10 protein-coding genes are annotated in these 12,744 nt (G+C 68.4%); all 10 read left to right on the top strand.

Translation table 11 applies throughout. The features are described from left to right. Positions 1–2: 2 nt before the first annotated feature. From nuoF to EV653_RS34545, 10 genes are read left to right on the top strand one after another with little or no spacing between them, the layout of a single operon-like run. Positions 3–1,313, top strand: coding sequence for an NADH-quinone oxidoreductase subunit NuoF (gene nuoF / locus EV653_RS34590; RefSeq protein WP_134109561.1), 1,311 nt, complete (start codon positions 3–5; stop codon positions 1,311–1,313). Beyond that, entirely contained in the window at positions 1,310–3,739 is a 2,430-nt protein-coding gene (locus EV653_RS34585; RefSeq protein ID WP_134109559.1) for an NADH-quinone oxidoreductase subunit G, read from the top strand. Before nuoF ends, EV653_RS34585 begins: the two co-directional genes overlap by 4 nt. Next, entirely contained in the window at positions 3,736–5,061 is a 1,326-nt protein-coding gene (nuoH, locus tag EV653_RS34580; RefSeq protein WP_134109557.1) for an NADH-quinone oxidoreductase subunit NuoH, read from the top strand. The genes EV653_RS34585 and nuoH overlap by 4 nt, the downstream gene beginning before the upstream one ends. Next, positions 5,054–5,602, top strand: a complete 549-nt coding sequence (nuoI, locus tag EV653_RS34575; protein WP_134109555.1) for an NADH-quinone oxidoreductase subunit NuoI — start codon at positions 5,054–5,056, stop codon at positions 5,600–5,602. Before nuoH ends, nuoI begins: the two co-directional genes overlap by 8 nt. Continuing rightward, positions 5,599–6,432 (top strand): NADH-quinone oxidoreductase subunit J, encoded by an 834-nt coding sequence (locus EV653_RS34570; RefSeq protein WP_134109553.1) that lies wholly within the window; start codon positions 5,599–5,601, stop codon positions 6,430–6,432. Before nuoI ends, EV653_RS34570 begins: the two co-directional genes overlap by 4 nt. After that, positions 6,429–6,728, top strand: coding sequence for an NADH-quinone oxidoreductase subunit NuoK (nuoK, locus tag EV653_RS34565; RefSeq protein WP_134109551.1), 300 nt, complete (start codon positions 6,429–6,431; stop codon positions 6,726–6,728). The genes EV653_RS34570 and nuoK overlap by 4 nt, the downstream gene beginning before the upstream one ends. Before the next feature lie 11 nt (positions 6,729–6,739). Then, a complete protein-coding gene (gene nuoL, locus EV653_RS34560) occupies positions 6,740–8,608 on the top strand; it encodes an NADH-quinone oxidoreductase subunit L (protein WP_134109549.1) in 1,869 nt (622 codons plus the stop codon). Continuing rightward, positions 8,605–10,128 carry an NADH-quinone oxidoreductase subunit M gene (locus tag EV653_RS34555; protein WP_134109547.1) on the top strand — a complete coding sequence of 508 codons (1,524 nt, stop codon included), beginning with the start codon at positions 8,605–8,607 and terminating at the stop codon, positions 10,126–10,128. The genes nuoL and EV653_RS34555 overlap by 4 nt, the downstream gene beginning before the upstream one ends. After that, on the top strand, positions 10,125–11,714 hold the full coding sequence (gene nuoN, locus EV653_RS34550) for an NADH-quinone oxidoreductase subunit NuoN (RefSeq protein WP_134109545.1): 1,590 nt from the start codon (positions 10,125–10,127) through the stop codon (positions 11,712–11,714). The genes EV653_RS34555 and nuoN overlap by 4 nt, the downstream gene beginning before the upstream one ends. After that, the gene (locus tag EV653_RS34545; RefSeq protein ID WP_134109543.1) at positions 11,711–12,733 is read left to right on the top strand and encodes a polyprenyl synthetase family protein; all 1,023 of its coding nucleotides are present in this window, start codon (positions 11,711–11,713) and stop codon (positions 12,731–12,733) included. The genes nuoN and EV653_RS34545 overlap by 4 nt, the downstream gene beginning before the upstream one ends. The last annotated feature ends 11 nt before the right edge of the window (positions 12,734–12,744 follow it).

Below are 12,744 nucleotides of genomic sequence, written 5' to 3'. Positions count from 1 at the left end.
CCATGGCCGACACGCTGACCCCGGTGTTGTCCGACAACTGGGACCAGATCAACGCCTGGCAGCTGGCGTCGTACCAGCGCACCGGCGGGTACGACGCCCTCCGGACGGCGCTCGGTATGCAGCCGGCCGATGTCGTTGCCGCTGTCAAGGACTCCGGTCTGCGCGGCCGTGGCGGCGCGGGCTTCCCGACCGGGATGAAGTGGTCCTTCATCCCGCAGGACAACCCGAAGCCGAAGTACCTCGTGGTGAACGCGGACGAGTCCGAGCCGGGCACCTGCAAGGACATCCCGCTGATGATGGCCTCGCCGCACACGCTGGTCGAGGGCGTCGTCATCGCGTCGTACGCGATCCGCGCCTCGGTCGCCTTCATCTACGTGCGCGGTGAAGTGCTGCACGTGATCCGCCGACTGCAGCAGGCGGTGCAGGAGGCCAAGGACGCGGGCTTCATCGGCCAGAACATCCTCGGCACCGGCTACGACCTCGACGTGGTCGTGCACGCCGGCGCCGGCGCCTACATCTGCGGCGAGGAGACGGCGCTGCTGGACTCGCTCGAAGGACGTCGCGGTCAACCCCGTCTGCGTCCTCCGTTCCCCGCGGTCGCGGGCTTGTACGGCTGCCCCACTGTTATCAACAACGTCGAGTCGATCGCGTCGGTTCCCGCGATCATCAAGAACGGCGCGGACTGGTTCGGCTCGATGGGCACCGAGAAGTCCAAGGGCATGACGCTGTACTCGCTGTCCGGGCACGTCACCCGCCCGGGGCAGTACGAGGCCCCGATGGGTATCACGCTGCGCGAGCTGATCGACCTCGCCGGCGGTGTCCGCGAGGGCCACACGCTGAAGTTCTGGACGCCGGGCGGTTCGTCCACGCCGCTGCTGACCGCCGAGCACCTCGACGTACCGCTGGACTACGAGGGCGTCGGGTCGGTCGGGTCGATGCTCGGCACCAAGGCCCTGCAGATCTTCGACGACTCGGTGTGCGCGGTCCGCGCCGTACTGCGGTGGACCGAGTTCTACAAGCACGAGTCCTGCGGCAAGTGCACGCCGTGCCGTGAAGGCACGTGGTGGCTGGTGCAGATCCTCGAGCGCCTGGAGCAGGGCAAGGGCACCGAGGAGGACCTGGTCACGCTGCTGGACCTGTGCGAGAACATCACCGGCCGCTCGTTCTGCGCGCTGGCCGATGGTGCGACCGCCCCGATCACCAGCTCGATCAAGTACTTCAAGGACGAGTACCTGGCGCACTTCGAGAACGGCGGCTGCCCGTTCGACCCGATGGCAAGCACTGTCTTCGCGACCGCTGGAGCTAGCGCATGACGATCCAAGCGAACCCGCCGGCCGGGTCGGAGGTGGAGCGGACCGACCTGGTCACCGTGACCATCGACGACATCGAGGTCAAGGTTCCGAAGAACAGCCTGGCGATCCGGGCCGCCGAGCAGATCGGCATCCAGATCCCGCGGTTCTGCGACCACCCGCTGCTCGACCCGGTCGGCGCCTGCCGGCAGTGCCTGGTCGAGGTCACCGACGCGGGGAACGGCCGCGGTATGCCGAAGCCGCAGGCGTCCTGCACGCTGACGGTGGCCGACGGCATGGTGATCCGCACCCAGGTGAGCTCGCCGGTGGCCGACAAGGCGCAGCACGGGAACATGGAGTTCCTGCTGATCAACCACCCGCTGGACTGCCCGGTCTGCGACAAGGGCGGCGAGTGCCCGCTGCAGAACCAGGCGATGAGCAACGGTGGCGGCGAGAGCCGGTTCCACGAGGTCAAGCGGACCTACCCGAAGCCGATCAACATCTCCGCCGAGGTGCTGCTGGACCGCGAGCGCTGCATCCTCTGTGCGCGCTGCACCCGGTTCTCCGAGCAGATCGCCGGTGACCCGTTCATCGCGCTGGTCGAGCGCGGTGCGCTGCAGCAGGTCGGCATCTACGAGAAGGAGCCCTTCGAGAGCTACTTCTCCGGCAACACGATCCAGATCTGCCCGGTCGGTGCGCTGACGAGTGCGGCGTACCGCTTCCGCTCGCGGCCGTTCGACCTGGTGTCGGTGCCGTCGGTGGCCGAGCACGACTCGTCCGGTGCGGCGATCCGGATCGACTACCGGCGCGGCAAGGTGATGCGCCGGCTGGCCGGTGACGACCCGCAGGTCAACGAGGAGTGGATCTCCGACAAGGACCGGTTCGCGTTCCAGTACGCGTACACCGGCGACCGGTTGACCCACCCGATGATCCGCGAGGACGGCCAGTTGCGGCCCGCGTCCTGGCCGGAGGCGCTGAGCTTCGCGGCCGAGAAGCTGAACGCGGCCCGCGGCAACGCGGCGGTGCTGACCGGTGGCCGGCTGACCCTCGAGGACGCCTACGCGTACTCGAAGTTCGCCCGGGTCGCGCTGGGCAGCAACGACATCGACTTCCGGGCCCGTCCGCACTCCGCGGAGGAGGCGGACTTCCTCGCCGCCGCGGTGGCCGGCACCGGCCTGGGGACGACGTTCACCGACCTGGAGAACGCCGGCTCGGTGCTGTTCGCCGGGTTCGAGCCCGAGGAAGAGGCACCGTCGGTCTTCCTCCGGGTCCGCAAGGGCGTCCGGACGCACGGGACCAAGGTGTTCACGGTCGCGGCGCACCGCTCGCGCGGGATCGAGAAGCTCGACGGCGTCGTGGTGCTGACGTCGCCGGGCACCGAGGCCGCCGTACTCGGTGATCTCGGCAACGCCGGTGAGGCCGGGGCCGCGGCCCGGGCCGCGCTCGGCGCGGACTCGATCATCGTCGTCGGCGAGCGGCTGGCGAGCGTCCCGGGCGGGTACTCGGCCGCGCTGCGGCTGGCGCTCGACACGGGTGCGCAGCTGGCCTGGATCCCGCGCCGTGCGGGTGACCGGAGTGCGCTCGAGGCCGGCTGCCTGCCGGGTCTGCTGCCCGGTGGCCGGCTGGTGAGCGACCCGCAGGCGCGGGTCGACCTGCAGGCCGCGTGGGACGTGGAGCACCTGCCGGCCGAGACCGGCAAGGACCTGACCGAGATCCTCGCCGCGGCCGGATCGCTGCAGGCGCTGGTGGTCGCGGGTGTCGAGATCGACGACCTGCCCGACCCGGCCGCGGCGCTGGCCGCGCTCGAGGCGGCGCCGTTCGTGGTCAGCTTCGAGGTCCGCAACTCCCAGGTGACCGAGTACGCCGACGTGGTCTTCCCCGTCGTACCGCCGGTGGAGAAGTCCGGCACCTTCGTGAACTGGGAGGGCCGCGAGCGGTCGTTCCCGGTCGTGCTCAAGGTGCCGACCGCGATGCCGGACGTCCGCGCGCTGGCCGCGCTGGCGCAGGAGATGGGCCGCTCGATCGGCTTCAGCACGCCGGAAGGCGCGAAGCGTGAGTACGACGAGCTCGGCCGCTGGGACGGCGACCGCGCCCAGGAGCCGACGTACCAGGCCGCTCCGGCGCTCGGTGCGTTCGACTCCACCCGGCTCGCGACCTGGCGGATGCTGATCGACGACAGCCGGGCCTGCGACGGTGAGCCGCACCTGACCGCGACCGCCCGTACGCCGGTCGCGCGGATCTCGCTCACCACCGCACACCGGGTCGGTGTCGCCGACGGGGACGAGCTGGTGGTCAGCACCGACGCCGGGAGCATCCGGCTGCCGGTCGTGATCACCCCGATGACCGACAACGTGGTCTGGCTGCCGACCAACTCGGCCGACTCCCACGTCCGCCGGTCACTGCACGCAGACCATGGCTCGATCGTGACGATCGCCGGAGGGAACGCATGACAATCCCACTTGCCGTGCCGGATGCGGGGGTCGGGCACGATCCTTGGTGGGTCATCCTCATCAAGGTCCTCTTCATCTTCGTCTTCCTGGTTGTGCTGACGCTGTTCAACATCTGGTGGGAGCGCCGGGTCGTGGCCCGGATGCAGCACCGGATCGGGCCGAACGTGCACGGACCCTTCGGTCTGCTGCAGTCGCTGGCCGACGGCGTGAAGCTGATGCTCAAGGAAGACCTGATGCCGAAGGGCGTCGACCGGCTGGTCTTCATCCTGGCGCCGGCGATCGTCGCCATCCCCGCCTTCCTCACCTTCGCGGTGATTCCGTTCGGGCCGACGGTGCGGATCCCCTGGACCGACACCTACACCCGGCTGCAGCTGACCGACCTGCCGGTCTCGGTGCTGTACGTGATGGCGGTCGCCTCGATCGGCATCTACGGCATCGTGCTCGGCGGCTGGTCGTCGAACTCGACGTACTCGCTGCTCGGCGGCCTGCGCTCCAGCGCGCAGATGATCTCGTACGAGGTCGGCATGGGCCTGGCCCTGGTGACCGTGTTCCTGTTCGCCGGCTCGATGTCCACCTCGGAGATCGTGGCGGCGCAGTCGCACCAGACCGTGCACTGGTTCGGGGCGGCGATCCCGCTGCCCGGGTGGTACGCGTTCCTGTTGTTCCCGTCGTTCGTGATCTACGTGATCTCGATGGTCGGCGAGACCAACCGGGCGCCGTTCGACCTGCCCGAGGCCGAGGGCGAGCTGGTGGCCGGCTTCCTGACCGAGTACTCCTCGATCAAGTACGCGATGTTCTTCCTGGCGGAGTACATCAACATGGCGACCGTGTCCGCGCTGGCCACCACGCTGTTCCTGGGCGGCTGGCGGGCGCCGTGGCCGATCTCGATCTGGGACGGCGCGAACTCCGGCTACTGGCCGGTGCTGTGGTTCATGGGCAAGCTGATGGGCTTCATCTTCTTCTACATCTGGCTGCGCGGAACGCTGCCGCGGCTGCGCTACGACCAGTTCATGAAGCTCGGCTGGAAGATCCTGATCCCGATCTCGCTGGCCTGGATCCTGCTGGTCGCCACCGTTCGCGCGGTCGGCCGGGAGACCAACTTCAGCCGGACGACGCTGCTGGTCGCGGCCGCAGTGGTGCTGGTGATCGCGATCGTCAGCATGTTCGTCCCGCAGAAGCCGAAGGACGACAACCCGCCTGAGGTTGCCGACGGCAAGGAGTTCGACGCCTTCGCCGGTGGCTTCCCGGTCCCCCCACCGCTCGCCGGCACGGCGGGCCGAAGCGAGACTGATACCCGGAGCAAGGAAGGCAGCCGTGGCTAGTGTCAAAGAGTCCCTCTGGGACCCGGTAGCCGGGTTCGGGGTCACCTTCCGGACGATGTTCCGGAAGGTGTTCACCGAGCAGTACCCGTTCGAGAAGAAGCCGACCGCACCGCGCTTCCACGGCCGGCACCAGCTGAACCGCTGGCCGGACGGGCTGGAGAAGTGCATCGGCTGTGAGCTGTGCGCCTGGGCCTGCCCCGCGGACGCGATCTACGTCGAGGGCGCCGACAACACCGAGGGCGGCCGGATGTCGCCGGGTGAGCGGTACGGGCGCGTCTACCAGATCAACTACCTGCGCTGCATCCTCTGCGGTCTGTGCATCGAGGCCTGCCCGACCCGGGCGCTCACGATGACCAACGAGTACGAGCTGGCCGACACCAGCCGCGAGTCCCTCATCTACGAGAAGAAGGACCTGCTGGCGCCGCTGCTCCCGGGGATGCAGGAGCCGCCGCACGAGATGCAGCTCGGCGCGACCGAGAAGGACTACTACCTCGGTCTGACCGGTGCCGCCGTACCGGCCGAGGGGAGTGACGCGAAGTGATCACCCTGGTTACCGGACCGCAGGTCGCGTTCTGGCTGCTGGCTCCGGTGATGATCCTGGCCGCGATCGGCATGGTGCTGGTCCGCAAGGCGGTGCACTCCGCGCTGCTGCTGGCGACCGTGATGGTCTGCCTCGCGGTGCAGTACGCCGCCCAGGACGCGCCGTTCCTGTTCGCAGTACAGATCATCGTCTACACCGGCGCGATCCTGATGCTGTTCCTGTTCGTGCTGATGCTGGTCGGCGTCGACGCGTCCGACTCGCTGGTGGAGACGATCCGCGGCCAGCGGCTGCTGGCCTCGATCGCGTTCATCGCGTTCGGCGTGCTGCTGCTCGCCGCGATCGGCAACGCGACGTTCGGGCACCCGACCGGGCTGGCCGACGCGCAGCCGGACGGGAACCCGAAGGCGATCGCCGCGCTGCTGTTCGGCAAGTACGTCTGGGCGTTCGAGGTCACCTCCGCGCTGCTGATCACCGCGGCGATGGGCGCGATGATGCTGGCCCACCGCGAGCGGCTGACCAAGAAGCGCACCCAGCGCGACCACGCCGAGGAGCGGATCCGCAAGTACGCCGAGCAGGGCATCCACCCGGGTCCGCTGCCGACCCCCGGTGTGCTGGCCCGGCACAACGCCGTCGACACGCCGGCGCTGCTGCCGGACGGGTCGATCGCACCGACCTCGGTTTCGCGCGTGCTGCAGGCACGTGGCACCGTGTTCCCCGAAACCGAGGAGCGCGCGGACATCGACGAGGTCCGCAAGCTCGACCAGGGCGAGCTGTACCCGCCCGAGGCGGAGAGCACCGACACGACCTTCCGGCAGGAGGACCAGAAATGAGCACCGAGCCGTACATCGTGCTCGCGGCGATCCTGTTCAGTATCGGCGCGCTCGGCGTGCTGGTACGCCGGAACGCGATCGTCGTCTTCATGTGCGTCGAACTGATGCTGAACGCGACCAACCTCGCGTTCGTCAGCTTCGCCCGCCTGCACGGCAACCTCGACGGTCAGATCGCCGCCTTCTTCGTGATGGTGGTGGCCGCGGCCGAGGTCGTGATCGGACTGGCGATCATCATGGCCATCTTCCGCACCCGTCGCTCGGCCTCGGTCGACGACGCCAACCTGCTCAAGTACTGAGGTAAGCACCGATGAGTCATGAGCTGACGTGGCTGCTGATCGCGGTACCGGCGGTGTCCGCGGCGATCCTGCTGCTCGGTGGCAAGGCCACCAACGCGTGGGGTCACCTGCTGGGCACCCTGGCGCCGCTGATCTCCTTCGCCTTCGGCGTCGTGCTGTTCTTCCAGATGCGCGGCAGGGCCGTCGGCGAGCGGTCCGAAACGGTCCAGCTGTTCGAGTGGTTCTCGGTCGGCCACATCACGGTCGACTTCACGCTGCTGATCGACCCGCTGTCGATCCTGTTCGTGCTGCTGATCACCGGTGTGGGTTCGCTGATCCACATCTACTCGATCGGCTACATGGAGCACGACGAGCGCCGGCGGCGGTTCTTCGGGTACCTGAACCTGTTCATCGCCGCGATGCTGCTGCTGGTGCTGGCGGCCGACTACCTGCTGCTCTTCGTCGGCTGGGAGGGCGTCGGTCTGGCGTCGTACCTGCTGATCGGCTTCTGGCAGTACAAGACGTCGGCAGCGGTCGCCGCGAAGAAGGCCTTCGTGGTGAACCGGGTCGGTGACATCGGCCTCTCGCTCGCGGTGATGAGCATGTGGGCGCTGTTCGGCTCGTCCGCCTTCGCCACCGTGAACGCCGGCGCCGAGCACCTGTCGAAGACCTGGGCCACGCTGCTCGGCCTGATGCTGCTGCTGGCCGCCTGCGGTAAGTCCGCGCAGGTGCCGCTGCAGTCCTGGCTGCTGGACGCGATGGAAGGCCCGACCCCGGTGTCGGCGCTGATCCACGCGGCGACCATGGTCACCGCGGGCGTCTACCTGGTGGTCCGCTCGCACGCGATCTTCGAGCAGTCCGACGCGGCGTCCACCGCCGTGGTGATCGTCGGTGCGGTGACGGCGCTCGCGGGTGCGATCATCGGTTGCGCCAAGGACGACATCAAGAAGGCGCTGGCCGGTTCGACGATGAGCCAGATCGGCTACATGATGCTGGCCGCCGGCCTCGGCCCGGTCGGGTACGTGTTCGCGATCTTCCACCTGCTCACGCACGGCTTCTTCAAGGCCAACATGTTCCTCGGCGCTGGATCGGTCATGCACGGCATGAACGACGACGTGAACATGCGCCACTACGGCGGCCTGCGGACGGCGATGAAGATCACCTTCGTGACGTTCGGCTTCGGTTACCTCGCGATCCTCGGCGTCCCGCCGTTCGCCGGCTTCTTCAGCAAGGACAAGATCATCGAGGCCGCGTTCGGGCACAACGTCGTGATCGGTCTGTGCGCGCTGCTCGGCGCCGGTATCACCGCGTTCTACATGACGCGGGTGATGATGATGACGTTCTTCGGCCAGAAGCGCTGGGACGACGACGTGCACCCGCACGAGTCGCCCAAGGTGATGACGTGGCCGCTGATCATCCTGGCCGCGCTCTCCCTCGCCGGCGGCACGCTGTACTTCGCCGGCCACTGGATCGTCGGCTGGCTCGGCCCGATCGTCGGTCGCGAGGAGGAGCACACTCCGCTGAGCGCCACGGTGATGACCGTGATCACGCTCGCGGTCGTTGCCGCCGGCATCGCGATCGCGGTGCTGATGTACCGCCGGGACATCCCGCGCGAGGCGCCGGCCGGATCGCCGATCACCACGTTCGCGCGGCGTGACCTGTACGGCGACGCGCTGAACGAGGCTCTGTTCATGCGCCCGGGCCAGTACCTGACCCGGACCCTGGTCTGGTTCGACAACCGGGGCATCGACGGCCTGGTCAACGGCCTGGCCGCACTGTTCGGCGGACTGTCCGGCCGGCTCCGCCGCGTCCAGACGGGCTTCGTCCGTTCGTACGCACTCAGCATGGTTTTCGGCGCCGCATTCGTGGTCGTCGCCCTCCTCGCGGTGAGGTTGTCGTGAACATCGGTTGGCTGACCCTGTTACTCCTGCTGCCGTTCGTCGGGGCCATCGCGACGATGCTGGTGCCCAAGGCGAAAGGCCTGCTGGCCAAGCAGATCGCGCTCGGGTTCTCGCTCGTCACGCTGGTGCTGACCGCGATCGTCGCGATCGGCTACCACCGCAACGGCGCCGAGGACTACGCCGAGACGTACACCTGGATCAAGGCCTTCGGCGCGCACTACGCGCTCGGCCTCGACGGTGTCAGCGTCGTACTGCTGGTGCTGACCGCGCTGCTGTCGCCGGTCGTGATCATCGCGTCCTGGAACGACGCACAGAACGGCCGCTGGTCGGAGAAGTCGTTCTTCGCCTGGATCCTGGGCCTGGAGGCACTGTCGATCGGCGTGTTCGCCGCCACCGACGTGTTCCTCTTCTATGTGCTGTTCGAGGCCACGCTGATCCCGATGTACTTCCTGATCGGCGGCTTCGGCGGTCCGCAGCGCTCGTACGCCGCGGTGAAGTTCCTGCTGTACTCGCTGCTCGGCGGTCTGCTGATGCTGGCGTCGGTCGTCGGTCTGTACGTCGTCTCGGCCAAGCAGGGCACCCCGTCGTACCTGCTGAGCGACATGATGAAGCTGGACATGAGCCAGAACACCGAGCGCTGGTTGTTCCTCGGCTTCATGTTCGCGTTCGCGGTGAAGGCGCCGATGGTGCCGTTCCACACCTGGCTTCCGGACGCGGCCGGTGAGGCGACGCCGGGTACGTCGGTCCTGCTGGTCGGCATCCTGGACAAAATCGGCACCTTCGGGATGATCCGGTACTGCCTGGGCCTGTTCCCGAACGCGTCCCAGTGGGCCACCCCGGTCGTCCTGGTGCTGGCGCTGATCTCGGTCCTGTACGGCGCGCTGCTGGCGATCGGCCAGACCGACATCAAGCGGCTGATCGCGTACACCTCGATCTCGCACTTCGGCTTCATCGTGATGGGTATCTTCGCGCTGACGTCCCAGGGCCTGACCGGGTCGACGCTGTACATGTTCAACCACGGTCTCTCGACCGCGGCACTCTTCCTGGTCGCCGGGTACCTCGTGCACAGACGCGGGTCCGCCCGGATCGCCGACTACGGCGGGGTGGAGAAGGTCGCGCCGGTGCTGGCCGGAACGTTCCTGTTCGCCGGCCTGTCCAGCCTGGCGCTGCCCGGCCTGTCGCCGTTCATCTCCGAGTTCATGGTGCTGGCCGGCACCTTCAGCAGGCACCGGGCGATCGCGGTGATCGCGGTGGTCGGTATCGTGCTGGCCGCGCTGTACATCCTGCTGATGTACCAGCGCACGATGACCGGACCGGTCCGCGACGGGATCGGGAAACTGAAAGACCTGAACCCGCGTGAGCTGCTCGCGATCGCGCCGCTCGTGATCCTGATCATCGGCCTGGGTATCTACCCGAAGCCGATCGTCGACATCATCAAGCCTGCGGTCGAGGCGACCATGCAGCATGTGGGCGTGACCGACCCGGCCCCGGAGATCCCCGCGACGGAGGGACAGAAGTGAGCGCGTTGTTGCTGCCGCTGGCGGACTTCACGGCGCCGAAGATCGAGTACAACGAGCTGGCTCCGCTGCTCGTCGTCTTCGGTGCGGCGTGCGTCGGCGTCCTGGTCGAGGCGTTCCTGCCGCGGCCCTTGCGGCACCTGGTGCAGCTGGCGATCACGGTGGTCGCCGTGGTCGTGTCCGGGGTCCTGACCGGCATCCTGATGAACGACAACAAGGAACTGATCGCGGCGCAGGGTGCGATCTCGGTCGACGGCCCCGCGCTGTTCACCTGGCTCATCCTGCTGGCGCTGACGCTGATCAGCGTGCTGCTGTTCGCCGAGCGGTCGATCGACGGCGGCCTGTCCGCGTTCGCCGGCCAGGCGGCCGCCGTACCGGGCTCCGAGGCCGAGCGGGAGGGTACGGCGGCCCGGATCGAGCACACCGAGATCTTCCCGCTGACCCTGTTCGCGGTCGGCGGCATGATGCTGTTCGCCGCGTCGAACGACCTGCTGGTGCTGTTCGTCGCGCTCGAGGTCTTCTCGCTGCCGCTGTACCTGCTCTGCGGCCTGGCGCGTCGTCGCCGGCTGATCTCGCAGGAAGCGGCGATGAAGTACTTCCTGCTCGGTGCGTTCTCGTCGGCGTTCCTGCTGTTCGGCATCGCTCTGCTGTACGGATACGCCGGCACGATGTCGCTCGGCGGGATCTCGGACTCGCTGTCGACCCAGACCGGTGGCGACACGATCCTGCTGGCCGGCACCGGCCTGCTGGGGGTCGGTCTGCTGTTCAAGGTCGGCGCCGTGCCGTTCCACTCGTGGACGCCGGACGTGTACCAGGGCGCCCCGACGCCGGTCACCGGCTTCATGGCGGCCTGCACCAAGATCGCCGCGTTCGTCGGTCTGATGCGGGTCTTCTACGTCGCCCTCGGCGGGACGCGCTGGGACTGGGCGCCGATGATGTGGATCGTCGCGATCCTCACCATGGTGGTCGGTTCGATCGTCGCGATCACGCAGACCGACGTGAAGCGGATGCTCGCGTACTCGTCGATCGCGCACGCAGGCTTCCTGCTGACCGCGTTCGTCGGCCTCGCGCAGGTCGGCAGCGGCGTACACAACGGGATCACCTCGACCCAGGCGGTGCTGTTCTACCTGGTCGCGTACGGCTTCCCGACCATCGGCGCGTTCGCCGTCGTCACGCTGGTGCGCGACGCCGGCGGTGAGGCGACCCACCTGTCCCGCTGGGCGGGGCTGGGGAAGAAGTCGCCGCTGCTGGCGGGCATCTTCGCCTTCTTCCTGCTGTCGTTCGCCGGTATCCCGCTGACCGCGGGCTTCACCGGCAAGTGGGCGGTCTTCAGCGCGGCGTGGACGGGTGGCGCGTGGCCGCTGGTCGTCGTCGCCGTACTGTCGAGCCTGGTCGCGGCGTTCTTCTACGTCCGCGTGATCGTGCTGATGTTCTTCTCCGACCTGCCGGCCGACGCGCCGGACGTGGCGCTGCCCGGTTGGCAGACCACCTCGGCGGTCGCGCTGGGTCTTGCTGCCACGGTGGTGCTCGGTCTGGTTCCCGGACCGGTGCTCGACCTGGCGGCCCGAGCTGGTGAGTTCATCCGTTGAGTCCGACCCCGCTGCCGGCCGAGAGCCTGGGATTCGAGTTCGCCGACGCGGCCCTCGAGTCCCGGGTTCGTGCCGGCCTGGAACGGGTCGAGCAGGCATTGCTCGATGCGACCCAGTCCGAGGCGCCGTTCGTCACTGCGGCCGCGCAGCACGTGATGGTTGCCGGCGGCAAGCGATTCCGCCCGCTGCTGGTGCTGCTCGGGGCCGAGTTCGGCGCTGACGTCGCGTCGGACGAGGTGGTGAAGGCGGCGGTCGTCGTCGAGCTCACGCACGTCGCGACGCTGCACCACGACGACGTGATGGACGAGGCGGCGCTGCGGCGCGGCTCGTCCACTGCGAACGCCCGCTGGGACAACTCGGTCGCGATCCTTTCCGGGGACTGGCTGTTCGCGCGCGCGTCGGACCTGGTCGCGGACCTCGGGCCGGAAGCGGTCCGGATCCAGGCCCGGACCTTCGGCCGGCTGGTCGAGGGCCAGATCCGCGAGACGATGGGGGTCGGCGAAGGCCAGGACCCGTTGAAGCACTACCTGTCGGTGGTCGCTGACAAGACCGGTTCGCTGATCGCGACCTCCGTCCTGTTCGGCGCCCGGTACTCCGGCGCGTCGGAGGACGTGCAGGAGTCGCTACGGGCGTTCGGTGAGGAGATCGGCGTCGCCTTCCAGCTCGCCGACGATCTGCTCGACATCGCGTCGGAGTCCGACCAGTCCGGCAAGACACCTGGCACGGATCTGCGCGAAGGCGTGCCGACGCTTCCGGTGCTGATCTTCCGCGCCCAGGCAGATCCCACCGATCCCACGGACGCCCGTCTGCTGGAGCTGCTGGACTCCGACCTCTCCGACGACGCACGGTTGTCCGAGACGCTGGACCTCCTCCGCTCCCACCCGTCCTTCCGGCAAGCCGAGGACGACGTACGCCGCCGCGCCGCCGACGCCCGCAAGCTCCTCAGCACCCTGCCCGAAGGCCCCGGCCGGGAAGCCCTCGACACCCTCTGCGACCTGGTAGCCACCCGCTCCGTCTGATCTGAGGTCTG

It is taken from the genome of Kribbella pratensis (assembly GCF_004365355.1).
Taxonomy (GTDB): domain Bacteria; phylum Actinomycetota; class Actinomycetes; order Propionibacteriales; family Kribbellaceae; genus Kribbella.
The sequence above is the reverse complement of the archived record's forward strand: the minus strand, read 5'-3'. Positions and strand labels throughout refer to the sequence as shown.

Coding starts and splice junctions, on each gene's coding strand:
- nuoK (WP_134109551.1), top strand. CDS start 6,429: ATGAGCACCGAGCCGTACATCGTGCTCGCGGCGATCCTGTTCAGTATC.
- nuoH (WP_134109557.1), top strand. CDS start 3,736: ATGACAATCCCACTTGCCGTGCCGGATGCGGGGGTCGGGCACGATCCT.
- EV653_RS34585 (WP_134109559.1), top strand. CDS start 1,310: ATGACGATCCAAGCGAACCCGCCGGCCGGGTCGGAGGTGGAGCGGACC.
- nuoF (WP_134109561.1), top strand. CDS start 3: ATGGCCGACACGCTGACCCCGGTGTTGTCCGACAACTGGGACCAGATC.
- nuoL (WP_134109549.1), top strand. CDS start 6,740: ATGAGTCATGAGCTGACGTGGCTGCTGATCGCGGTACCGGCGGTGTCC.